Raw genomic sequence first — 22,937 nt, 5'->3', positions numbered from 1 at the left:
TGCGGGGCCGAGTGTGATGACCCGGTTCACCCGACGGCGAGTAGCCCCGGTTTCCAGGAACCGGGGGCGGATCAGGGCAGCCGGGTCGGTGTCAGCCCTTCTCCAGGTACTCCGCGCGGTCCTCGTCGACGAGCGCGGCGATGGAGGCGGCCAGCGCCGGGTTGCGGGTCAACTCCGGGTCGTCCTCGATCAGGGTGATCGCCTCGGCACGGGCGTCGCGAATCAGGTCGGCGTCCTTCAGCAGGGACAGCAGCCGCAGGTGCGAGCGGCGCCCGGACTGGGTGGCGCCGAGCACGTCGCCCTCGCGGCGCTGCTCAAGATCGAGTTCGGCGAGCGTGAAACCGTCGCTCGTGGACGCCACGGCGTCCAGCCGCTCCCGCGCCGACGAACCCTCGGCCGCCTCGGTGACCAGCAGGCAGAGCCCGGCGGCTGCGCCCCGACCGACCCGGCCCCGCAACTGGTGCAGCTGGGAGACACCGAAGCGGTCGGCGTCCAGCACGATCATCACTGTCGCGTTCGGCACGTCCACGCCGACCTCGACCACCGTCGTGGCGACCAGCACGTCCAGGTCGCCGGCGGCGAAGGAGCGCATCACCGCGTCCTTCTCGTCGGCCGGCAGCCGGCCGTGCAACACCCCGATCCGCAGACCGTGCAGCGGGCCCTCGGCGAGCAACGGGGCCACCTCGGTCACCGCCAGCGGCGGACGACGCCCGTTGTCGTCGACCGCCGGCGGCTCCTCCTCGGACGCCGGGCCCGCGCCGATCCGCGGGCACACCACGTACGCCTGATGGCCGGCGGCCACCTCCTCGCGCAACCGGCGCCAGGCGCGGTCCAGGTAGGCGGGCTTCTCGGCGGCCGGCACGACGTGCGAGGCGATCGGCGACCGGCCCCGCGGCAACTGGGACAGCGTGGAGACCTCCAGGTCGCCGTAGACGGTCATGGCGACAGTGCGCGGGATCGGGGTGGCCGTCATCACCAGCACGTGCGGTGGCTGGTCGGCCTTCGCCCGCAGCGCGTCACGCTGCTCCACGCCGAAGCGGTGCTGCTCGTCGACGACGACCAGGCCGAGGTCGGCGAAGTCGACGCCCTCGTAGAGCAGGGCGTGGGTGCCGAGCACGATGCCGGCCGCGCCGCTGGCCACCTCGCCCAGCGCCCGGCGGCGGGCCGCCGCGCCCAGCGAGCCGGTGACCAACTCCACACCGGTCGCGTGCTCGGCGGCGCCCAGCTCACCGGCCCGGCCGAGCGGGCCGAGCAGGTCGAGCATGCCGCGGTAATGCTGGGCGGCCAGCACCTCGGTGGGTGCCAGCAGGGCCGCCTGCCCGCCCGCGTCGACGACCTGGAGCATCGCCCGCAGCGCCACCACCGTCTTGCCCGAGCCGACCTCGCCCTGCAACAGCCGGTGCATCGGATGCGGGGCGGCCAGGTCCGCGGCGATCTCGACGCCCACGTCCCGCTGGCCGGCCGTCAGCTCGTACGGCAGCCGGGCGTCGAACGCCTCCAGCAGGCCACCCGGGCGTGCCGGTCGGGGTCGGGCCGGCCAGTCGGCCGCCCGGTGCTTGCGCTGTACCAGTGTCAACTGGACGGCGAACGCCTCGTCCCACTTGAGTCGCCGACGCGCCCGGTAGAGCGCCTCCTTGCTGGACGGCCGGTGGATGTCGGTCAGCGCGGTGCCCAGCCCGACCAGCTTGCGGCTGGCGCGCAGGTCGGCCGGTAGCGGGTCGTCCGGCGGGGTGAACGTGTCCAGCACGACCCGCACACACCGCGCGATCACCCAGGTCGGCACGGCGGCGGCGGCCGGGTAGACCGGGATCAGCGCGCCGGCGAACTCCTCGATGTCGTCGCCGACCGCCGCCTCACCGTCACCGCCGTCGCCGAGCAGCACGTACTCCGGGCCGTTGAGCTGCCGTTTGCCCCGGAACTCGGTGACCTTGCCGGCGAACAACCCCCACCGGCCGGGGCGCAGCTCCCGCTCACGCCACGCCTGGTTGCCGAAGAAGGTCAACGTCAGCACCCCGCCGGAGCCGTCGCCGACGGTGACCTCCAGCAGGTTGCCGCGTCGCTGGCGCATCGGGCGGACCGTGGTGCGCTGCACCTGGGCCATGACGGTGACCTGCTCGCCGACGTCCAACGAGCGGATGTCGGTGTGCTCGCCCCGCTCGTCGTAGCGGCGCGGGAAGTGGTAGACCAGGTCACCCGCCGTGTGCAGGTCGAGGTGCGCGGCCAACGCCTTGGCTGTCTTGTCCCCCACCAGCTTCTTCAGCGGCGTGTCCACGGTGGCTGGTTCGCTCATTCGATCCCTACCAGGAGCGGGTAGAACGGCTGACCGCCCGGGTACGCGTGCACCTCGACGAACGGCCAGCGCCCGGCGACGTGCGCGCGGACGGCGTCGGTGAGCCCCTCCGGGGCGTCCACCCCGGCCAACAGGGTGACCAGCTCTCCCCCGCCGCCGAGCATCCGGTCGACGACGCCCGTGCAGATGTCGGTGAGGTCGGTGCCGACCAGGTGCACCTCTCCCTCCACCAGCGCCAGCACGTCGCCCGGACGACAGGGACCGGCCACCGTCAGCGCCTCGCGGCTGGCGTGGCAGACCTCGGCGTACCGGCAGGCGCCCGCCGCCTCGGCCATCGCGATCACGTCGTCCTCGAAGCGGCGGTCCTCGTCGCGGACGGCGAGGGCGGCCAACGCCTGCACCGGTGAGCGGGTCGGCACCACGCTCACCTTGATGCCGTGCCGATGCGCCTCGCGGGCCGCGGCGCTCGCCACCGCCTCCGTGTTGGCGTCGTTGGGCAGCACCACCACCCGCGCCGCGCCGGTGCCGCGGACGGCGTCCAGCAACTCACCGGTGGACGGGTTGGCCGGCACCACGGTGGCACCCTCGGCGGCGAACAGCTCGGCGATTCCGCTGCCGGTGGCCACCACCACCGCGGCCCGGCCGGCCGTCGCCGGGCCGGCGAGGTGCTCCGCCTGGTCGGCGAAACGGGTCACCGAGATCCGGTACGGGCGGCCGGCGACCACTGCGGCTTCGATCGCCGCCCCGACGTCGTTGACGTGCACGTGCACGTTCCAGGTGGCGACCGGCTCACGCCCGTCGCCGACCACGACGAGGGAATCACCCAGGGCGTCGAGCGCCCGCCGCAACCCGGTGACCGCCTCGGCCGGGGCGTCGAGCAGGAACTGCACCTCGTAGGCGTACTCCTCGGAACCGGTCTCCCGGGCGACGGTGGCCGCCGGGCGGACGGCGCGCGGCACCGGCGCGGGCGCCGCGGCGCTCTCCCCGGTCAGCACCTCCACCAGGGCGTCGAGCAGCACGCAGAACCCCCGACCACCCGCGTCGACCACTCCCGCGCGGGCCAGCGCGGGTAGCTGCTCCGGGGTCCGGGCGAGAGCGTCGGCCGCCGCCCGCGCCGCGACGTCGGCCACCACCGGCAGCTCGTCGGTGCCGGCTCGCTCGGCCGCGTCGGCCGCCGCCGCGACCACACTGAGCACCGTGCCCTCGACCGGTCGGGCCACCGCGGTGTACGCGGCGGCGGCCCCGGACCGCAGGGCGGCGGCCAGCCCTCGGCCCCGCACCGTCGGCGCCGTCGCGATCTCGTCGGCGAAGCCGCGCAGGATCTGCGAGAGGATCACCCCGGAGTTGCCGCGCGCGCCGAGGAGCGCCCCCTGGGCCATCAGCCGCAGCGCGTGCCCGTGCGCGGTCGGCCCGCTGTCGGGCAGGGTGTCCAGATCCATCGCGAGGGCCTGCTGGGCCGAGGTGAGGGTGAGCACCAGGTTGGTGCCGGTGTCGCCGTCGGGGACCGGATAGACGTTGAGCTGGTCGATCTCGCCCTGGTGGCGCTTGAGCGCGGCCAACCCGCCCGCGCACCAGCGGCGCACCGCGGCGGCGTCGAGGGTGTCCAGCACGGCAGAAGCCTACTGGCGCGCACCGACACGCGCCGGACTCGTCCGGCGTGTCCCCCGGTGCCCCGCTCCGGCACGGGCCGGGTCGTGGACCAGCCCTTCCGGTACCGTTGCCGCCGGGCCGGTTGGCCGGGTCGACGAGTCATCGGGTAACCTGACCAGGTTGCCCGGGCAGCACCTGCCGGCGACCCCATGAACGTATCAATCCCAGGAGTATCCCGTGGCTAGCGTGTGCGACGTCTGTGGCAAGGGACCGGGCTTCGGCCACAACGTGTCCCACTCGCACCGGCGGACCAACCGCCGCTGGAACCCGAACATCCAGTCGGTGCGTACCCCGGCCGGTGGCGGCAACACCAAGAAGCTGAAGGTCTGCACGTCGTGCATCAAGGCCGGCAAGGTCACCCGCGCCTGACGCGGTAGCACCACCCTCTCGTTCGGTTCAGCCGGCGGACCAGCGGTCCGCCGGCTGAGTCGTGTTTCCCCCGGCCGGCGGCGCCGCGGGTCCGTCCCGCGACGCACCGGCACACCGCTCAGAGGGTACGGCCGAAGGAGATGCAGCCCTCCGCGTCCTTGTAGAAGCCGAAGTTCGGGATCCGCTCGTACCCGGCGGAGCGGTACATGGCGATCGCCTCCGGCTGCTTGTCGCCGCATTCCAGGACCACCCGCTTGCGGCCCTGGTCGCGGGCCGAGCGCTCGACGGCCGCCAGCACCGTCCGGGCGACGCCCCGGCCGCGCGCCGCCGGCGCGGTGTACATACGCTTCAGTTCGGCGGTGCCCTCGCCGTGGCTGCGCCAGCCTCCGCACCCGACCGGCTCACCGGCCAGGTAGGCGACGAGGAACACACCGTCGGGCGGTTCGAACTCGGTGGCGTCGACAGGGGTCTCGTCGCCGGAACTGTGGTAACGGGCACCCAGGTCGGCCAGCGCGGCACGGATCAGGTGCTGCGCCACCGGCGCGTCGAACGGCACCGTCCGGATCTCGATCTCACTCACGGTATCCAGGGTACGGAGAGCGCCGGACCTCACCGGAAGTGGTCCCAGCCGGTCACGCCCTCGTAGGGCGCGCCGTCCACCGTCACTCCGACACCGTCCGTGACGACGCCGATCGGCTGCCAGCCCGACGGCAACGCCACCGCCGGGGGGAAGGTCGCGGCCAGGGCGTGGTCCTCGCCACCGGCGAGGATCCAGGTGTACGGGTCGACGCCGAGCGCCTGCGCCGCGTCTGCCATCTGCCGGGGCACCTCGAACGCGCCCCGGCGGACGTCGATGCCCACCCGGCTGGCCGCCGACACGTGCCCGAGGTCGGCCAGCAGCCCGTCGGACACGTCGATCATGGAGGTGGCGCCCAGCCGGGCGGCCTGCGGGCCGGCCGGGTAGGGCACCACCGGCCGGCGGTACGCCTCGACCAGCAGCCGAGGGGTCCGGAAGCCCCGGGTGAGCACCGTCAGCCCGGCCGCCGCGTAGCCGGTGCGCCCGGCCAGGGCGAGCACGTCCCCGGGGCGTGCGCCGGAGCGCAGCACCGGCGGACGGCCCTCCAGGTCGCCGAGCGCGGTGACCGCGATGGTCAACGTGGGGCTGGCGGACATGTCCCCGCCGACGACGCTGGCACCGACCGTCGCCGCCTCCGCGGCGAGCCCGTCGGCCAGCTCCTCGGCCCAGGCGGTGTCCAGGTCGGCCGGCACGCAGAGGGCGACCAGCAGGGCTGTCGGCGTGGCACCCATCGCGGCGATGTCCGCCAGGTTGGCCGCCGCCGCCTTGTGCCCGACGTCGCCGGCCGAGCACCAGTCCCGCCGGAAGTGCCGCCCGTCGACGAGCACGTCGGTGGAGGCTGCCACCCGGCCGTCCGGCGCGGCCACCACCGCCGCGTCGTCACCCGGGCCCAGCAGGGTCGTCGGCCCGTACGACAGCCGGGCGGTGATCCGCTCGATCAGCCCGAACTCCCCGATTCCGGACACACTTCCGCCACCCTCGGTGCTCCGCCCGTCGCGCCCGGCTCGGCCCTGCTCGCTCACCGCTGCTCCTTGACCACCGATAGGGATCAGACCTGGTCCGTAAGGTAGTTTCACCCTTCGGGCCGCTCCTGGGCGGCGACGGACGGAGGTCGAGTCGTGGTACAGGCGTACATCCTCATCCAGACCGAGGTCGGCCGCGCACGTGACGTGGCGGGTCTCATCGCGGACATCTCCGGCGTGGTTCGCGTCGACGCCGTCACCGGGCCGTACGACGTGGTCGTGCTCACCGAGGCGAACACCGTCGACGAGCTCGGCAAACTCATTGTCAGCAAGGTGCAGATGGTGCCCGGCATCACCCGTACCCTCACGTGTTCGGTGGTGCGGCTGTAAGTGGACGAGATGGCGAAGTCCTCCGCTGCCCTGGACGGCGACGCGGCGCGCGACGCGGCCGACGGGACGCCCGAGCCGGCCGACGGTAACCGCGAACCTGCCGATCCGGCCGCCGACGCGCCGGCCGGGCGGGACCGGACCATGCGGGGCGCCGCCCTGCTGGCCACGCTCGTCGCGTTGCCGATCACGTTGCTGGTGGCGGTGCTGGCCTTCAACAAGATCAGTCCGGAGACGTCGACGGCGACGCCGACCCCCTCCGCGACCACTGTCGGAGCGCAGGCCACGACCCCGGTGGAGATGGCCGCCCCGGCGCTGGCCGCCCGTCCGGCCACGGTCTGCCGGGCGCTGCTCTCCCAACTGCCGGACCGCATCCGGGACCGGGCGCAGCGACCCGTCACCGCCGGCCCGGAGCAGAACGCCGCGTACGGCGACCCGGCGCTCACTGTGGCCTGCGGCGGTACCGAGCCGACGTTCCCCAGCACGGACGAGGTCTGGACGGTCAACCGGGTCTGCTGGCACCTGGCCGAACAGGAAGACGCGGCGGTCCTGACCACCGTCGACCGGGAGACGCCGATCACCGTGCGCGTTCCGCGCTCGTACGAGCAGCCGTTGCAGTGGGTGCCGACGATCTCCAGCGCGATCGTGGAGACGGTGCCGTCCGGCGGGGCCATCCCGTCCGGCTGCCAGCGCTGAGCCGGGCCGACCCGCGCCGTCCGACGACGGGCGCGGGTCGGGCCGACCGACTCAGTGCAGGCCGACGCCGCGCCGCTGGGCGGTACGGATCAGCCGGTTGACCAGCTTCGGGTATTCGAGCCCGGAGGCCGCCCACATCCGCGGGAACATCGACGTCGGCGTGAAGCCCGGCATCGTGTTCAGCTCGTTGAGGTAGATGTCCAGCTCCGGGGTGACGAAGAAGTCGGCACGGGCCAGACCGGCGCAGTCCAGCGCGGTGAACGCGCGGGCCGCGTACTCCTGCACCTGACGGGTCACCCGCTCCGGCAGCTGGGCCGGGACGTCGTACTCGCAGGAGTCGTCGAGGTACTTCGCCTCGAAGTCGTAGAAGTCGTGGTCGGTGACGACCCGCACCTCGGCCAGCACGGACGCCTCGGGAGCGCCGCCGGCCTCGCCCTCCAGCACGCCGCACTCGACCTCGCGGCCGACGATCGCGGCCTCGATGATGACCTTCGGGTCGAACTGCCGGGCGGCGGCGACAGCGTCGTCGAGCTGGGCCCAGTCGGTGACCTTGCTGACACCGAAGGACGACCCGGACCGGGACGGCTTGACGAAGACCGGCAGACCGAGCCGCTCCTTGTCCTGCTCGCTGAGCGTCATCCCGCTGCGCAGCACGGCGTACGCGCCGACCGGGATGCCCTCGACCGCGCAGAGCTTCTTGGTGAACTCCTTGTCCATGGCGGCGGCGGAGGCGAACACGTTCGCCCCGACGTAGGGGATGCCGGCCATCTCCAGCATGCCCTGGATCGTGCCGTCCTCTCCGTACGCGCCGTGCAGCACCGGGAAGACGACGTCCACATCGGCCAGCACCCGCGGGCCCTCGGTCGGGTCGAGCACCATCAACCCGTTGCCGGTGGGGTCGGCGCGCAGCACGACATCGTCGCCGGAGTCGGCGGTGATCTCGGGCAGTTGGCGGGCGTTGATCGCCAGTTGGGCGGGGTCCCCGTCGGTCAGCACCCACTGGCCGGCCCGGGTGATGCCGACCGGCACCACCTCGAACTCGTCCGGGTCGAGCGCGCTGAACACGCTGCCGGCACTGACGCAGGAGATGCCGTGCTCCGGGCTGCGGCCGCCGAAGACGATCGCCACGCGGGTCTTGCCTGGGGTGGTCAACTCCGGTCACCTCTTCGTACGCGACTGCGGCTGGTCGTGCTCGCCGGTGGCGCTCACCCGGTTGACCTTACTGTGCGTGGCGATGGAGCGAGGCGATACCCGGCGAGCCGCAGCGCGACACGGCAATCGGTCAGCAGAGGATATACGGTGCGTGATCGGACGATCGACCGTGTCGCACGTCGCTGACCTGGGCCTATTCGGCCCCGGGCGGGCCGGCGACGGCAGCTCCGGCCGTGCCGGCGACCTCAGTCCCTCGCGTGCCGGCGACCGACGGCGATGACCTTGACCCGCTGCCGCCCCGCCCGCACCATGCCCAGGGCCATGAACGCCCCGGCGATCCGGTCCGCGGCCTCCCTGCTGCTGGCGCCGACCACCTGCCGGCGCCGCTCCGGCGCGATCCGCTCGTTGCGCTCGACGCCCTCGACCGGACGCACGTCGGTGAGCACCACGAGGAAGCGGGTCATCGCACACCGACCAGGGGTGCGGCGGGGGGCTCCGGGCCGGTTCGCACGTCGTCTCCTTCCGGCGGGCCGGGATGACGGGTGCGGCACGCGACGATCGGGTACGGGGGAGAAACCCGATCGCCGCGCGCCCCATCCCCTCCGGTCGCTCACCACCACCGTCGCCACGACAACCGGCGGTGAGGACGCGACAACAGATTGACACGTATACAGCCGTGAATGCAACTCTCATCGGTGTTCTCTCATGCAGACGTTCCCGTAAATGTGTGCGACCATCGATGCATGGCCCCGAAGACCGCCCGCGCCCGCCGGCTCGGCATCGCCCTACGCCACCACCGGGAAGCCGCAGGGATGACGCTGGAGACCGCCGCGGATGAGATCAACAGCACCCGCAGCACCCTCTCCCGCTACGAGAACGCGCAGACACTGATCACTCCGGCCACCGTGCGCGCCCTGCTCACCGCGTACGGGGTGAGCGCCGACGAGGTGGCGGACGCGGTGCAGCTCGCCAAGGACGCCCGCAAGCCCGGCTGGTGGGTGTCGTACTCCTACGTGCTGGACCGGCGCACCATCGACTTCATCGCGTTGGAGGCCGAGGCGACAGCGATCGCCAACTTCGAGCCGTCGGTGGTGCCCGGCCTGCTCCAGACCGCCGACTACATCCGGGGCGTGATGCGCGGCGGGCCGCACACCCTCGGCGACGACCTGGTGGAGCAGCGGGTCAAGGCCCGCCTCGACCGGCAGCAGCGACTCGTCGCCGAGCAGCCGCCCATCTTCGACGCGATCATCGACGAGGGCGCGCTGCTCCGCCCGGTGGGCGACCAGTCCGTGATGGACGGGCAACTGCGCCACCTGGTCAAGATGGCCGAGTTGCCGAACATCAGCGTCCAGGTGATCCCACTCTCCGCCGGCTACCACCGGGGCACCCGGGGTTCCCTGCACATCCTCGAGTTCGCCGACCCGGAGGACCCGATCATCGCCTCGGTGGAGACCGTGGCCGGTCAGATGATCCTCGACCGGGCCGGCGAGACACGTACCTGCACCAAGATCATGGAGCATCTCCGAAGCGTGGCGCTCAGCCCGGCGGACAGCCGCGAGATGCTCCTGTCAGTCCTGAAAGGACGGTAGGACCGATGACACCGACGATCACAGCGGCCTTGGCCGCGGCGGCCTGGCGCAAGAGCAGTCGCAGCGGCGACGAGGGCGCCTGCGTGGAGGTGGCCGCTCTGCCGCGGCTGGTGGCCGTGCGCGACTCCAAGGACCCGGCCGGGCCGGCCCTGCTGTTCGCGACCACCGCCTGGGCCGCCTTCGCCCAGGCGCCACCCCACCGCTGATCAGGCCCGCCGCACGAACCAGACGCGCCACCCGCTGACCCGGCCCGTCGCACGCCGCTGACCACGGCGCGCGGCGGGCCGGGTCGGGTGCGGAAGGGCCTGGCCGGACCGGGGCTCAGGCCACCAGCGGACGGGGCTCCGGGGCCGCGCGCAGCGCCTCCAACGCGGCGATGGCGACGCCTCGGGCGCCGGCCATGTCCCGGTCCGGCACCAGCGCGAAGGTGGCCACCGCCGCCTGCTCCTCCCGCAGCACCGTGTGTTCGCGGACCGTCGCCAGGAACCAGTCCCGGAACTCCGGGGCCGCCTCCACCACACCACCACCGACGAAGTACGCGTGCGGGTCGGTGAAGTTCGCGGCGACGGTGAACAGTCGTCCCAGCGCCATCGCCTGCTGGGTGAACAGCTCCCGGGCCAGGGTGTCCGCCCGCTCGCCGTACCCCCGGACCAGCTTCGCCGCGCGCCGCGGCGGCTCGGCGGCGAGCGGGTGGTCGGGGTGGCGGGTCAGCCAGTACGGCAGCAGGTTGCGCTCGATGCCGGTCAGCGAGGCGATGCTCTCCACATCTCCGGTGAAGCCGCAGGCGCAGGTGGGTTCCGGCTGGCCGGGGCCGAGCAGCCCGGCCAGCGGGATGTGCACGTGCCCGAGTTCGCCGGCCATCCCCGCCGCCCCGGCGATCACCCGACCACTCTCGACCACACCGCCGCCGAGGCCGGTGCCGACGATCGCGGACACCGACGAGCGGCTCATCGCATCGGGGCCGAAGTGCACGTGGTGGGCGTAGAGCGCGGCCGCGTTGCCGTCGTTGTGGTAGATCACCGGCAGGCCGAGCCGGCGCTCCAGCGCGCCGCGCACGTCGAAGCCCCGCCAGGCCGGCTGGGAGAAGTTGGTGGAGCCGCGCGACGAGATGACCCCGTCGGCGCTGGCCGGTCCGGGCGTGTCCAGCCCGACCGCCTGGACCAGTTCGCGTGGTACCCCGGTCCGCTCCAGCGCGCCGTCCAGCGCCTGCGCCAGCGCCTCGATCGCCGCGTCCGGCCCGGCCTGCACCTCGCTGGGGATCTCCAGCAGCCCGTCCACCAGGAACCGGCCGTCCACCGTCAGCACCGTGGCGTTGTTGCTCGTGCCGCCGTTGTCCAACCCGACGACCACCGGCACACCTGCGCTGCCCACCGAAACCGCCCCCTGCCGTAAGAGTGTGAGCCGAGGCTAGTGCCAAGCTCCCTCCCCCGCCACGCCCCACCTCCCCACCCCCGCGATCTTGTACTTACTGCGGGAACATAAAGAACACTTCACCCCAAAACGTCAACCACAACTGCAAGATCGCGGAGAACAGGGGCGGGGCGCGAGGGCGGGTCAGCGCGGGCTTTGGGCCAGCACGGCGGTGGCGTCTCGGTCCTCGTCGTGGCGTACCTCGGTGGTCAGGCCGGCGGCTTCGAGCGCCGCGCGGAGCGTCGCCACCTGCGTGGTGCCGGCCTCGACCACCAGGTGTCCACCGGGGGCCAGCCAACCGGCCGCCTCCGCGCCCACCCGGCGGAGCACGGCGAGCCCGTCCGGTCCGCCGTCCAGCGCCACCGCCGCCTCGTGCAGCCGCGCCTCCGGCGGCATCAGCGCCACCGCGTCGGTCGGCACGTACGGGGCGTTGGCGAGCACCAGGTCCAGCCGACCCCGCCAGTGCCGGGGCAGCGGCGCGAAGAGGTCGCCCTCGTACACCTCGACGTCGAGCCCGGCGACGTTGCGGCGCGCGCAGGCCACGGCCGCCGGATCGATGTCGGCGGCGGCCAGGAAACGCGGCGCGAGCCGGTGCGCCAGCGCGACAGTGGTGGCCCCGGAGCCGCAGCAGAGGTCGACGACGGCCGGCGCCGGGCCGGTCAGCTCGGCCGCCACCTCGACCAGCAGGGCGGTCCGGGCACGCGGCACGAACACACCCGGGTCGACGGCGATCCGCAGGCCGCAGAACTCGGCCCAGCCGAGCACGTACTCCAGCGGCTCGCCGGCCACCCGGCGGTCGGTGAGGTCGGTCAACGTGGCCGGCGAGTCGGCGGCGGCCAGCAGCAGCTCCGCCTCGTCCTCGGCGAAGACGCAGCCGGCGGAGCGCAACCGGCCCACCAGGGCGGCGCGGTGGGCCGGTTCCACCGGGAGCCTCATGCCGGCGGGGCGGCGTCCAGCGCGGCGGTGATGTCGGCGACCAGGTCCGCGGTGTCCTCCGCCCCGCAGGAGAGCCGCACGAAGCCGGGAGCGGTGTCGTCGCCCCACTGCGCCCGCCGGTCCGCTGTCGTGTGCAGGCCACCGAAGGAGGTCGCCGCCGCCACCAGCCGGGCCGTCTCGACGAAACGCCCCACCCGGTCGGCGTCACCGAGGTCGAACGAGAGCACCCCGGGAACCCGGCGCATCTGCCTCGCGGCCACCGGGTACGCGGGATCGTCGGGTCGCCCGGGCCAGCGCACGCCGGTCACGTCCGTTCGAGCGGCGAGCAGGTCGGCGACCGCGGCGGCGTTCGCGCTCTGCCGGGCCAGGCGCAGGTCGAGGGTGGCCAGCGAACGGTGCGCCAGCCAGGCGTCGAATGCCCCCGGAACGGCGCCGGTGGTCGTGCGCCAGGTGGTCACCGCCTCGATCAGCTCGGCGGAGCGGCTGGCCAGGTAGCCCAGCAGGAGGTCGGAGTGGCCGGTGAGCGCCTTGGTCCCGGACGCGACCACCAGATCGGCACCGAGGTCGAGGGGACGCTGGCCGAGCGGGGTCGCCGTGGTGTTGTCCACGGCGAGCAGCGCGCCGGCGGCGTGCGCCCGCTCGGCCAGGACCGCCACGTCGACGACGTCGAGGCCCGGGTTGGCCGGCGTCTCCACCAGCACCAGGCGGACCCCCTCGAACGACGGGTACGGCCCGACGGTCGGCACGAGCAGGACGCGGACGCCGATTGCCTCCAGCACGTTCGTGGCGAACGCCCGCACCGGGAAGTACCCGTCGGTGGGCAGCACCACTGTGTCCCCCGGCCGGAGCACTGTGAGCAACAGGCCGGTGATGGCCGCCTGACCGCTGGCGAAGACCCGGCAGTCGCCGCCCTCCAGCTCGCCCACGGCAGCCTCCAACAGCCGCCGGGTCGGGTTGTCGGGCCGACCGTAGCCGTTCGGCGACGCCTCCGGCCCCTGGAACGGGTCCAGGTGGTACGGCGCGGCGAAGACCGGACCGGGCAGGAACGGATCCCCCGGTTTCGGCTCCGGCAGGCCGGCGCGGACGCAGCGGGTGCCGTCCCCCCACTCGCTCATCGGGTCCCTCACTCGTACGACTCGGGTTTGGCGGTGCGGCTCATCAGGGTCTCCACGGCCAGGCGCGGGTCCATGCCCTCGTGGCAGATCCGCTCGACGTGCTCGGTGATCGGCATCTCCACGCCGTGCGCACGGGCCAGGTCGCGGATCGCCAGACAGCTCTTGACGCCCTCGGCGGTCTGCCGGGTGGCGGCCTGGGCCTGCTCCAACGTCTCGCCCCGGCCCAGGTGCTCGCCGAAGGTGCGGTTGCGGGCCAGCGGGGACGAGCAGGAGGCGACCAGGTCGCCCATGCCGGCGAGGCCGGCGAACGTGATCGGGTCCGCGCCGAGCGCCACGCCCAGGCGGGCCGTCTCGGCCAGCCCACGGGTCATCAGCATGGCCCGGGTGTTGTCGCCGAAACCCATCGCGGTGGCGATGCCGTACGACAGGGCGATCACGTTCTTGACCGCCCCGCCCAGCTCACAGCCGATGACGTCGTCGTTGGTGTAGGGGCGCAGGTAGGGGGTCCGGATCGACGCCTGCACGAGGGCGGTGCGGTTGCTGTTCGTACCGGCGACCACTGTCGCGGCCGGCTGCTCGGCGGCGATCTCCGGGGCCAGGTTCGGACCGGACACGACCACCACCCGGTCCGCGGCGACCCCGGCGGTCTCCACGATGACCTCGCTCATCCGCTTCGTGGTGCCGAGTTCGATGCCCTTCATCAACGACACCAGGGTCGAGTCCGGGTGCAGGTGCGCAGCCCACTCGGCGAGGTTGCCGCGCAGGGTCTGCGACGGAACGGCCAACACCACCACCTCGGCGTCGGTGATCGCCTCGACGGCGTCGGCGGTCGCCGTGACCCGGGCCGGAAGCAGCAGGTCCGGCAGGTACTCCGGGTTGCGCCGGTCGACCCGGATGCTCTCCGCGATGGACGCGCGACGGGCCCACACCGTCACGTCCCGCCCCGCGTCGGCGAGGATCTTCGCGAACGCGGTGCCCCAGGAGCCGGCGCCGAGGACCGCGACGTGGCCGGTCACGCCGCCTCACCCTGCTGCTCGCGCCCGGCGGAGGACCGCGACGGCCGCTCCCAGAGTGGCGGCGGGGTGCCGCCCCGGATCTCGGCGAGCATGTCCCGCAGCCGCAGCATGATGGTTTCCGTCATCTCTTCGAGGGTGGCCCGGGTCGGCTGGGCGTCCGCCCACCGGCTGAGGTCGATCGGTTCACCGGCGGCGACCGTCACCGGGATTCGGGGGCGCAGGCTGACCCGGCTGGTGCGCGGGTCGAAGATCCGCTCCGGCCCCCACATCACCACCGGTACGACCGGAGCGCCGGTGGCCAGGGCCAGCCGCGCCGCACCGGTCTTCGCCTTCATCGGCCACAGCTCCGGCTGCCTGGTGGTGGTGCCCTCCGGGTAGATCACCACGGCGCCGCCCTGCTTCAGCGCGGCGACCAGCGCGTCCAGTGAGCGGACCGCGTCGACGCTGCCCCGTTCGACAGGAATCTGCCGGCACCGGTGCAGGATCCAGCCGACCACCGGCACCCGGAAGACGCTGGCCTTGCCGAGGTACTGCGGCCAGCGCCCGGCGTCGTAGATGAAGTGCGCGGAGACCAGCGGGTCGGCGTGCGAGATGTGGTTCGCCACAATGATCATGCCGCCGTCGCGGCGGAGGTGTTCCTGACCGCGCCAGGTACGCCGGGTCCAGACGGTCATCACCGGCTTCACCAGCCCCACGGCGAACCGTTGCCAGAATCCCAGCCTTCGCCGTGCCACTGTGCCTCCTCGTCGCGCCCGACCCCGCCGCGAAACCCCGCCCGCGACACCCGCAGCGGAAATCATGCCTGCTCGCCCCCGGTACGGCCAGCGAGGGTCCCGTCGTCCGGCTGGCAGGATTGCCGGCGTGAGTCAGCCGAGGTGGGCAGTGGTGGTGCCGGTGAAGCAGCTGTCCACGGCCAAGAGCCGGCTGCGGGGCGCGCTGCCGGGCGTACCCCACGAGGAGTTGGCGCTGGCCCTGGCGGCCGACACGCTCCGCGCGGCGCTGGCCTGCCCGGTGGTCGCCGAGATCCTGGTGGTCACCGACGACGTGCGGGTGGCGGCGACGGCGCTGGCGGCCGGCGCGCGGGTGTCGCCGGACGAGCCGGACGCCGGCCTGAACGCGGCCTTCCGGCACGGGGCGGCGAGGGCCGCCGCCGGCTGGGTGGCCGGGATCACCGCTGACCTGCCCGCGCTGCGCCCGGCCGAGTTGGCCGCCGCCCTGCTCGCGGCGCAGCACGGTCACCCCGGGGTACGCCGGTTCCTGCCGGACGCGCCCGGCAGCGGCACGGTGCTGCTCGCCGCCCCACCGGGCGTGCCGCTGGACCCCCGCTTCGGGGTGGGTTCGGCGGTCGCGCACGCGGCGAGCGGGGCGCTGCCGCTCGCCGGCGACTGGCCCAGCCTGCGCCGGGACGTGGACACCCCCGCGGACCTGACCGCCGCCGCAGGGCTCGGGCTGGGGCCGCGCACCGCCGCGCTGGTCGCCGCCGGTCGCACCGCCCGCTCCGCGGGCTGATCGGCACCGCCCGCTCCGCGGGCTGATCGGCCCTATCCGGGTGTACGGTCTCAGCATGCAGGGCACGGTGGCCAGTTACGACGCGGCGACGCGCAGCGGTGTCCTGCTGCTCGACGACGGCACCGAGATGCGCTTTCCCGCCCGCGCCTTCGACGCCTCCGGGCTGCGGTTACTCCGGCTCGGGCAGCGGGTGCGGATCGACACCGATCCCGACGGTGAGGTCGTCCGGGTGACATTGCCGACGATGATCTGAGCTGGCGAGCCCAAGTTCATTTTGCGTTCACCGTAATCGGGTGATTATGAGCGGGTGAGCACCCCTCGCGAGCACCAGGCCACCCCGCCCTCCACCGACCTCCGCAACGGCTCCCCCGCGCGCGGCGCCGACGGGCGCTTCCGGCCGTCCCGCGCCGAGCGGGCCGGCGCGGCCCGCGCCGACACCCTCGCCGACGACCCCGCGGCCGCCTCCTCCGGGCTGGACGAGGTCATCGAACCCGAGCCGGTCACCGAAGGCGCGACCCCGAGCGCCGCCGACGTGCATCCGGCCCTGCCCGACGGCCTGTCGAACCCCGTGGTGGCGGACGACGAACCGCCGGCGGCGCCACCGCTGCCGGAGGACCGGTTCCTCAACCGGGAGCTGTCCTGGCTCGACTTCAACGCCCGGGTGCTCGCCCTGGCCGAGGACCAGCGCACCCCGCTGCTGGAACGGGCGAAGTTCCTGGCGATCTTCGCCAGCAACCTCGACGAGTTCTACATGGTGCGCATCGCCGGCCTGAAGCGGCGGCTCTCCGCCGGCCTGCCGGTACGCGGCGGGGACCGGCTGCCGCTGCGCACCCAGTTGGAGCTGATCGCCGAGCGGACCGCGGCGCTGGTCGCCCGGCACGCCGCCTGCTTCGTCGACGACGTGCTGCCCAAGCTCGCCGACGAGGACATCCGCATCCTGCGCTGGGGTGAGCTGGGCGACCCGGAGCGGGAGCGGCTGCGCACCTACTTCCGGGAGCACATCTTCCCGGTGCTGACCCCGCTCGCGGTGGACCCGGCGCACCCGTTCCCGTACATCTCCGGGCGGTCGCTCAACCTGGCGGTGGCGGTCCGCGACCCGGACGGCGGCTCGGAGCTGTTCGCCCGGGTGAAGGTGCCGAACAACGTCCCCCGCTTCGTCCGTGTCGACCGGGACCAGCCGGGCGTCCGGATGCTGCCGGTGGAGGACCTGATCTCGGTGCACCTGGGGCAGCTCTTCAGCGGCATGCAGGTGGTCGAGTGCCACCTGTTCCGGGTGACCCGCAACGCCGAGGTGGAGGTCGACGAGGACCGCGACGAGGACCTGCTCCAGGCCCTGGAGCGGGAGCTGGCCCGGCGACGGTTCGGCCCGCCGGTACGCCTGGAGGTCGCCGCGTCGATCTCCGACCACGTGTTGGAGCTGCTCGTCCGCGAGTTGGACATGGACGACCAGGACGTGCTGCGGGTGCCCGGCCTGCTCGACCTGTCCGCGCTCTGGCAGGTCTACGGCGAGGCCGACCGGCCGGACCTCAAGGACCCGCCGTTCGTGCCGGCCACCCATCCCCGGCTCGCCGAGGGCGAGGTGCCGCGCAGCGTCTTCGCCACCCTGCGGGACGGGGACATCCTGGTGCACCACCCGTACCACTCGTTCGCGACGAGCGTGCAGCGCTTCGTCGAGCAGGCCGCCGCCGACCCGAACGTGCTGGCCATCAAGCAGACCCTCTACCGGACCAGCGGCGACTCCCCGATCGTCGACGCGCTCGTCGACGCGGCCGCCGCCGGCAAGCAGGTGGTGGTGCTGGTGGAGGTGAAGGCCCGCTTCGACGAGGTGGCCAACATCGGCTGGGCCCGCACGCTGGAACGCGCCGGCTGCCACGTGGTGTACGGGTTGGTCGGCCTCAAGACGCACTGCAAGACCGCGCTCGTCGTCCGGCAGGAGGGCAACCAGATCCGCCGCTACTGCCACATCGGCACCGGCAACTACCACCCCAAGACCGCCCGGCTGTACGAGGACTTCGGGATGCTCACCGCCGACCCGGAGATCGGCGCGGACCTCACCGACCTGTTCAACGTGCTCACCGGGTACAGCCGGCAGACCGCGTACCGGCGGTTGCTGGTCGCCCCGCAGGGCATCCGCAGAGGGCTCATCGAACGGATCGAGCGGGAGATCGCGCACGTCCGCCTGGGCATGCCCGGCCTGGTCCAGTTCAAGGTGAACTCGCTGGTCGACGAGGAGGTGACCGACGCGCTGTACCGCGCCTCCCAGGCCGGCGTGCACGTCGACCTGCTCATCCGGGGCATGTGCACGCTGCGCCCGGGGGTGCCGGGGTTGTCGGAGAACATCCGGGTCCGTTCGATCCTCGGCCGGTTCCTGGAGCACTCCCGGGTATTCCGGTTCGGCAACAACGGCGAGGCCGAGTTCTGGATGGGTTCGGCCGACCTGATGCACCGTAACCTCGACCGTCGGGTGGAGGCGCTGGTGCAGGTGAGCGACCCGATCGCCCGTGCCGAGCTGGATCAGGTGTTGACCGCCGCGATGAGCCCGGACGTGGACGCGTTCGAGTTGGCCGGTGACGGCACCTGGACCCGGCGTACCGGCGACGACGAGAGCACCGGCGCCCACCTCCAGGAACTGCTGCTGCGCCGGGTCGGTGGCACGGCCAGCTGACCGCGCAGCGCTTAGGCTGGTGTGATGATCGAGGAGGAGCAGAAGTACGAGGTGGACGACGCCTTCGTGCTGCCGGATCTGGCCGGCACGGCCCCGGCCGGTGGGCGGGTCCGGGCGCTGCCACCGGTCACGCTGGTCGCCCGCTACCTCGACACCGTCGACCTGCGGTTGGCCCGTGCCGGGGCCTCGCTGCGGCACCGCAAGGGTGACGAGCTGCCCTGGACGGTGAAACTCCCGACCGGCACCCCCGGGGTGCGCCACGAGGTCTCCCGTCCCGGCCCGAAGGGGCGGCCGCCGCCGGAGCTGGTGGAGCTGGTCACCGTCCTGCACCGAGGGGCGCCGCTGGGCCCGGTGGCGGTGGTGCGGACGGTCCGGCACGGGTACGAGGTGTGTGACCGGGCCGGGACGGTGCTCGCCGAGGTCATGGACGACCGGGTGACGGTGCTCGACGACGCCGACCTGGTGACCGACACGTTCCGCGAGGTGGAGGTGGAACTCAAGGCCGGTGACCGGAAGCTGCTCGACCGGGTCGGCGCGGTGCTGCGCGGGGCCGGCGCGCGGCAGGGCTCCTTCACCCCGAAGCACGTACGGGCGCTGGGAGCCACGGCGCAGGCCGAGCCGGACCTCGTCGCGCCGGCCGGGCTGGGCGACGAGCCGAGCGCCGGCGACGTGGTGACCGAGGCGATCCGCAAGGAGACCGGCCGGTTGCTCACCCACGATCCGCTGGTCAGGATGCGCGCCCCGGGCGACGGCGGCGACACCGGTGTGCACCAGATGCGGGTGGCCTGTCGCCGGCTCCGCAGTGATCTGCGCACCTTCAAACCGCTGCTGCGCAAGACGTGGTCCGGTCCGCTGCGTACCGAGCTGCGCTGGCTGGCCGGTGTGCTGGGTGCGGCCCGGGACGCCGAGGTGCTGCGCGCGCGGCTACGCCGTACCGCCGACGCCGACCCGCTCAGCCCGCTCGACCGGGGTGCTGTGCGGCGGCTCGACGAGGTGCTGGCCGGACGGCAGCGCACGGCGCTCGCCGCCATCGACGAGGCGCTGCGCTCGGCGCGGTACGTGGCCCTGGTGGACGCCCTGGTGCTGGCCGCCCGCGCGCCCCGGCTCACCGGCCGTGCGGCGGCGCCGGCGACGGAGGCGCTGCCCGCGCTGGTGGCGCGACCGTGGCGGCGGCTGACCGGCCCGGAGGGCGTGGACGGACTGGACGCACGGTCGCCGGACGACCGGTGGCACGCCGTCCGCAAGGACGGCAAACAGGCCCGGTACGCGGTCACCGCGGTGGCCCCGACGGTCGGTAAGCGCGCCCGCCGGCTGTCCCGTGCCCTCGCCCGGGTGCAGGACGTGCTCGGCGAGCACCAGGACGCGGCGGTGGCGGCGGAGACCTGGCTGGAGATCGCCGCCGAGCGGCCGGACGACCACGACCTCGCGGTCACCGCCGGACGGCTGGCCGAGCGGGAACGCGAGTCGGTACGCCGGATGCGGGCGCTCTTCCCGGCCGCCTGGCACCGGGCGACCCGGCCCCGACGGACCGGTTGGTTGCCGTGACGGGCATCCGGGCGGCGGGCGGGGTGGCCTGGCGGCGGTCCGACGACGGCGTACGCGTCTGCGTGGTGCACCGCCCCCGCTACGGCGACTGGACGCTACCGAAGGGCAAGCTGGAGCCCGGCGAGCACGCGCTGGCCGCGGCGGTCCGTGAGGTGGCCGAGGAGGCCGACGTACGGGGTGTGCCGCAGGTCCGGTTGCCGTCGGTGCGCTACCGCAGCGAGGGGCAGGCCAAGCTCGTCGACTACTGGTCGATGCGGGCGGTGGCCAGCGGCGGTTTCCAGCCGGGCACCGAGGTGGACGACATCCGCTGGCTCGCCGTGGACGACGCCATGCGGCTGGTCAGCTATCCCCACGACGCCGAGGTGTTGGCGGCGTTCGCCGCGCTGCCGACGGTGACCGCGACGGTGGCGCTGGTCCGGCACGCGCACGCCGGCAAGCGGGCGACCTGGTCCGGCCCGGACGTCGGGCGTCCCCTGGACGCCGAGGGGTGGGCGCAGGCGTCCACGCTGGCGGCGCTGATCGCGCTGATCCGACCGGGGCGGTTGGTGTCGGCGTCGCCGCGTCGCTGCGTGCAGACCCTCGATCCGGCCGCCACGCTGCTCGACCTGCCCATCGAGGTCTGCGGGGACCTGGACGAACCCCAGCCCGGCCAGCAGGGCGACGAGCGCGTCCTGGCCACCGCCGCACGCGTGCTGGAGTTGGCCGTCGCCGGTGGACAGGTTGCGGTCTGCACCCAGGGCAAGGTGCTGCCGGGCGCCCTGGAGCGGCTGACCGGCCGTACCGACGAGGACTTCACCACACCGAAGGGCGGCGGCTGGCTGCTCGCCTTCGCCGCCGACCGGCTGTTGGCGACCGACCGTCTGTAGGCCGGCGGCCGGGCAGGCGCGCCGTCAGCGGGCTGGCAGGGTCACCGTCACCACGACCGGCAGGTGGTCGCTGGCCGTGCCACGCGGCGCCCCCGGGTCGCCGGGGATCAGGTCGGGCGAGACGAAGATGTGGTCGATCTGCTCGCGCGGGTCGTCCGCCGGGCTGGTCGGCAGTGGTCGGGCGGCGGCCAGCGCGTCGACGAGACCGGCGGCCTCGAACTGCGCGAACGCCTCGTCGCCCGGCTCGGTGTTCAGGTCGCCGGCCACGACCAGCGGGCGGCCCGCCGCGTACCGGACGGCGAAGTCGGCGACCGCGCGGGCCTGGACCACCGGGCCCTGTCCTGGTGGTGGTTGCAGGTGGGTACTCACCACAGCGGTACGGATGCCGTCGCCGAGGTCGAGCGTGGCGGCGAGCGCCTGCGCGCCGGTGGGCGCGCCGAGGGACGGCAGCGGGAGGGTACGCAGGTCGGTCACCGGCCACCAGCTCAGCACCGCGTCACCCCACACGGCGTCGGCCGCCGGCGCGAAGACGTACGGCATACCGAGCCGCTCGGCCAGCAGGTCCAGGGTGTCGTGCCCGCCGTTGAGCAGCCAGGCCCGGTCCACCTCGCTCAGCAACACCACGTCGGGTCGTCGTTGCTGGATGGTCTCGGTCAGCCCTACCAAGTCGAACCGACCGTCCAACCCGAAGCCCATCCGCACGTTGTACGCCACCACTGTCAGCCGCTGCGGTGGACCGATCCGGTTGCTGGCGACCGGCACCTCGTCGGCGTACACCGGTGACAGCAGGGCCAACGCGGTGACCGCGGCGGCGGTCCGCAGCGGCGGGAACGGTCCGGGGAGCCGGTGGACGACGGGACGGGCCCGTAACGCCACCACGGCGACCAGCCCGGCCACCACGACGGGCACCGCGGCGTTGGGGTAGCCGAGGTCGTAGGCCGAGTAGTACCCCACCGCCGCCAGCGCGAAGACGAGCATGCCGACGGCGACCGCGTATCCCCGCCGTACCCCGGTCGCGGTCGGGCTGCCGGCGTCGTCGTCGGCCGGCGCGCGGACGGCGTCGTCGGCCGGCGCGCGGACGGCGTCGTCGGCCGGCGCGCGGACGGCGTCGTCGGTCAGGGCGAGGCAGGCGCCGAGGCCGAGCGCGGCGAGCAGAACGGCCGGGACGAGCAGGTCACCGTTGTCGAGGGCGAACAGCACCGCGCCGGCCAGCAGCGCCAGCGGGCCGTACGTCCGGCGCCACCCCCGGGGCGGCCGGGTCAGCGCGGCGTACAGGAATCCGGCGACCGCAACCGGCAGCGGAGCCAGGCCGAACAGCGGCGACGACGCGACGCCGTCCCCGGCGACCAGGTACGACATCCCGGTCCGGGCCAGCGCCGGAGAGAGCGCCACCATGCCGGCCAATAGCAGCGCCGGCCCGGCCAGCAGCCAGGCCCGCGCCCCACCCCGGCGGGCGGAGGAACCGGCGTCCCGCCCGGTCTGCGAAACGGCGCTCGGGCCGGTCCGCGAAACGGCGCTCGAATCGGTCGGCGCAGCGGCGCTCGAATCGGTCGGCGCAGCGGCGCTCGGGCCGCTTCGGACCACGCCGAGCAGGAACAGCGCCACCGCGACGATGCTGAGCAGCCAGGCCAACGCGTCGCCGCGCCAGATGAGGTCGACGGTGTCCAGCACCGCGTGCGCCGCCGCGTTGACTCCGAGCCCCAGCGCCAGCCCCGGAACCGGGCGGTCGGTGTCGGCGGCGACGCCGACCAACCAGACCAGCCCGGCGAGCAACCCGGCGGTGGCCAGCCAGAGCTGCGCACGCCCACCGGGCGCGGCGGTGAGCGCGAGCCGGGCGACGGCGAGCAGGACGGCGCCGACGACGGTGACCGGGCGCGCGCCGACAGCGCGGACCAGCGCGGGCGCGCCGAGCGCGAGCACGAACCAGCCGAGGGCGAACGCGCCCATCAGCTCGGCCGGGGTGGACGCCGCCTGGCCGAAGATGGTGATGATGCCGGGCAGCCACACCCGCAGCACGTCGATGAGCAGGAGGACGCCCAGCGCGAGCGTCCCGGTGGTGAGCTGGCGGTAGCGCACCGGCGCCCCATTTCCCGTTCGCGGGCCGGCGGAGGGGCCGGCACGGCGATTCTGCGCGAGGGCGTCAACCGGGTCAACGGCCCGCGTACGCCGGAAGGGCGCCCACCCCACGGGTGGACGCCCTTCG

At 73.9% G+C, this 22,937-nt stretch carries 22 protein-coding genes; 10 read left to right on the top strand and 12 right to left on the bottom strand.

Annotated elements, in window-relative coordinates; genetic code table 11:
- Positions 1-91 precede the first annotated feature (91 nt).
- Both recG and O7634_RS16280 read right to left on the bottom strand, forming a co-directional pair.
- Positions 92-2,290, bottom strand: a complete 2,199-nt coding sequence (recG, locus tag O7634_RS16285) for an ATP-dependent DNA helicase RecG (protein WP_278150972.1) — start codon at positions 2,288-2,290, stop codon at positions 92-94.
- On the bottom strand, positions 2,287-3,900 hold the full coding sequence (locus tag O7634_RS16280; RefSeq protein WP_278150971.1) for a DAK2 domain-containing protein: 1,614 nt from the start codon (positions 3,898-3,900) through the stop codon (positions 2,287-2,289). The genes recG and O7634_RS16280 overlap by 4 nt, the downstream gene beginning before the upstream one ends.
- A 217-nt stretch (positions 3,901-4,117) precedes the next feature.
- On the opposite strand from O7634_RS16280, the gene rpmB reads away from it, so the two are divergent.
- Positions 4,118-4,309 (top strand): 50S ribosomal protein L28, encoded by a 192-nt coding sequence (gene rpmB / locus O7634_RS16275; RefSeq protein WP_011905179.1) that lies wholly within the window; start codon positions 4,118-4,120, stop codon positions 4,307-4,309.
- Positions 4,310-4,427: 118 nt separating this feature from the next.
- On the opposite strand, the gene O7634_RS16270 is transcribed toward rpmB, so the two are convergent.
- Both O7634_RS16270 and O7634_RS16265 read right to left on the bottom strand, forming a co-directional pair.
- Positions 4,428-4,889 carry a GNAT family N-acetyltransferase gene (locus O7634_RS16270; protein ID WP_278150970.1) on the bottom strand — a complete coding sequence of 154 codons (462 nt, stop codon included), beginning with the start codon at positions 4,887-4,889 and terminating at the stop codon, positions 4,428-4,430.
- Positions 4,890-4,918: 29 nt separating this feature from the next.
- Positions 4,919-5,851, bottom strand: a complete 933-nt coding sequence (locus O7634_RS16265; RefSeq protein ID WP_278153986.1) for a thiamine-phosphate kinase — start codon at positions 5,849-5,851, stop codon at positions 4,919-4,921.
- Between the two features lie 153 nt (positions 5,852-6,004).
- On the opposite strand from O7634_RS16265, the gene O7634_RS16260 reads away from it, so the two are divergent.
- Positions 6,005-6,238, top strand: coding sequence for an Lrp/AsnC ligand binding domain-containing protein (locus tag O7634_RS16260; protein ID WP_030335303.1), 234 nt, complete (start codon positions 6,005-6,007; stop codon positions 6,236-6,238).
- Positions 6,239-6,247: 9 nt separating this feature from the next.
- Positions 6,248-6,931: a DUF3515 family protein gene (locus O7634_RS16255; RefSeq protein ID WP_278150969.1), complete on the top strand. Its 684-nt coding sequence runs from the start codon at positions 6,248-6,250 to the stop codon at positions 6,929-6,931.
- Positions 6,932-6,982: 51 nt separating this feature from the next.
- On the opposite strand, the gene O7634_RS16250 is transcribed toward O7634_RS16255, so the two are convergent.
- Together O7634_RS16250 and O7634_RS16245 are read right to left on the bottom strand one after the other, a co-directional pair.
- Positions 6,983-8,083 carry a D-alanine--D-alanine ligase family protein gene (locus tag O7634_RS16250; protein WP_278150968.1) on the bottom strand — a complete coding sequence of 367 codons (1,101 nt, stop codon included), beginning with the start codon at positions 8,081-8,083 and terminating at the stop codon, positions 6,983-6,985.
- Positions 8,084-8,328: 245 nt separating this feature from the next.
- Positions 8,329-8,547 carry a hypothetical protein gene (locus O7634_RS16245; protein WP_278150967.1) on the bottom strand — a complete coding sequence of 73 codons (219 nt, stop codon included), beginning with the start codon at positions 8,545-8,547 and terminating at the stop codon, positions 8,329-8,331.
- A 279-nt stretch (positions 8,548-8,826) separates the two neighbouring features.
- Here O7634_RS16245 and O7634_RS16240 point away from each other — a divergent pair, with 279 nt between their 5' ends.
- Together O7634_RS16240 and O7634_RS16235 are read left to right on the top strand one after the other, a co-directional pair.
- The gene (locus O7634_RS16240; protein ID WP_278150966.1) at positions 8,827-9,672 is read left to right on the top strand and encodes a helix-turn-helix transcriptional regulator; all 846 of its coding nucleotides are present in this window, start codon (positions 8,827-8,829) and stop codon (positions 9,670-9,672) included.
- A 5-nt stretch (positions 9,673-9,677) separates the two neighbouring features.
- On the top strand, positions 9,678-9,878 hold the full coding sequence (locus O7634_RS16235; protein WP_278150965.1) for a DUF397 domain-containing protein: 201 nt from the start codon (positions 9,678-9,680) through the stop codon (positions 9,876-9,878).
- A gap of 115 nt (positions 9,879-9,993) precedes the next feature.
- On the opposite strand, the gene O7634_RS16230 is transcribed toward O7634_RS16235, so the two are convergent.
- The 5 genes from O7634_RS16230 to O7634_RS16210 all read right to left on the bottom strand — a co-directional run bounded on the left by O7634_RS16230 (position 9,994) and on the right by O7634_RS16210 (position 14,883).
- Positions 9,994-11,043: an ROK family protein gene (locus tag O7634_RS16230; protein ID WP_278150964.1), complete on the bottom strand. Its 1,050-nt coding sequence runs from the start codon at positions 11,041-11,043 to the stop codon at positions 9,994-9,996.
- 183 nt (positions 11,044-11,226) lie between these two features.
- Entirely contained in the window at positions 11,227-12,006 is a 780-nt protein-coding gene (locus tag O7634_RS16225; protein WP_278150963.1) for a putative protein N(5)-glutamine methyltransferase, read from the bottom strand.
- A gap of 8 nt (positions 12,007-12,014) precedes the next feature.
- Positions 12,015-13,133, bottom strand: coding sequence for a cystathionine gamma-lyase (locus tag O7634_RS16220; RefSeq protein WP_278150962.1), 1,119 nt, complete (start codon positions 13,131-13,133; stop codon positions 12,015-12,017).
- A gap of 8 nt (positions 13,134-13,141) precedes the next feature.
- Positions 13,142-14,149 (bottom strand): NAD(P)H-dependent glycerol-3-phosphate dehydrogenase, encoded by a 1,008-nt coding sequence (locus tag O7634_RS16215; protein ID WP_278150961.1) that lies wholly within the window; start codon positions 14,147-14,149, stop codon positions 13,142-13,144.
- Positions 14,146-14,883 carry a lysophospholipid acyltransferase family protein gene (locus O7634_RS16210; protein WP_278150960.1) on the bottom strand — a complete coding sequence of 246 codons (738 nt, stop codon included), beginning with the start codon at positions 14,881-14,883 and terminating at the stop codon, positions 14,146-14,148. The genes O7634_RS16215 and O7634_RS16210 overlap by 4 nt, the downstream gene beginning before the upstream one ends.
- 127 nt (positions 14,884-15,010) lie before the next feature.
- Here O7634_RS16210 and cofC point away from each other — a divergent pair, with 127 nt between their 5' ends.
- From cofC to O7634_RS16185, 5 genes are read left to right on the top strand one after another with little or no spacing between them, the layout of a single operon-like run.
- The gene (gene cofC / locus O7634_RS16205) at positions 15,011-15,658 is read left to right on the top strand and encodes a 2-phospho-L-lactate guanylyltransferase (RefSeq protein ID WP_278150959.1); all 648 of its coding nucleotides are present in this window, start codon (positions 15,011-15,013) and stop codon (positions 15,656-15,658) included.
- A 55-nt stretch (positions 15,659-15,713) separates the two neighbouring features.
- Positions 15,714-15,911: a hypothetical protein gene (locus tag O7634_RS16200; protein ID WP_030335323.1), complete on the top strand. Its 198-nt coding sequence runs from the start codon at positions 15,714-15,716 to the stop codon at positions 15,909-15,911.
- Between the two features lie 54 nt (positions 15,912-15,965).
- Complete coding sequence (locus O7634_RS16195; protein WP_278150958.1) at positions 15,966-18,323, top strand: RNA degradosome polyphosphate kinase; 2,358 nt, start codon at positions 15,966-15,968, stop codon at positions 18,321-18,323.
- A gap of 24 nt (positions 18,324-18,347) precedes the next feature.
- The gene (locus O7634_RS16190) at positions 18,348-19,868 is read left to right on the top strand and encodes a CYTH and CHAD domain-containing protein (RefSeq protein WP_278150957.1); all 1,521 of its coding nucleotides are present in this window, start codon (positions 18,348-18,350) and stop codon (positions 19,866-19,868) included.
- Positions 19,856-20,734, top strand: coding sequence for an NUDIX hydrolase (locus O7634_RS16185; RefSeq protein WP_278150956.1), 879 nt, complete (start codon positions 19,856-19,858; stop codon positions 20,732-20,734). Before O7634_RS16190 ends, O7634_RS16185 begins: the two co-directional genes overlap by 13 nt.
- A 24-nt stretch (positions 20,735-20,758) precedes the next feature.
- Here the strand turns inward: O7634_RS16185 and O7634_RS16180 are convergent, their stop codons facing one another.
- Positions 20,759-22,810, bottom strand: coding sequence for an endonuclease/exonuclease/phosphatase family protein (locus O7634_RS16180; RefSeq protein ID WP_278150955.1), 2,052 nt, complete (start codon positions 22,808-22,810; stop codon positions 20,759-20,761).
- Positions 22,811-22,937: the final 127 nt, after the last annotated feature.

Source organism: Micromonospora sp. WMMD1120 (genome assembly GCF_029626235.1).
Taxonomy (GTDB): Bacteria; Actinomycetota; Actinomycetes; order Mycobacteriales; family Micromonosporaceae; genus Micromonospora.
The sequence above is the reverse complement of the archived record's forward strand: the minus strand, read 5'-3'. Positions and strand labels throughout refer to the sequence as shown.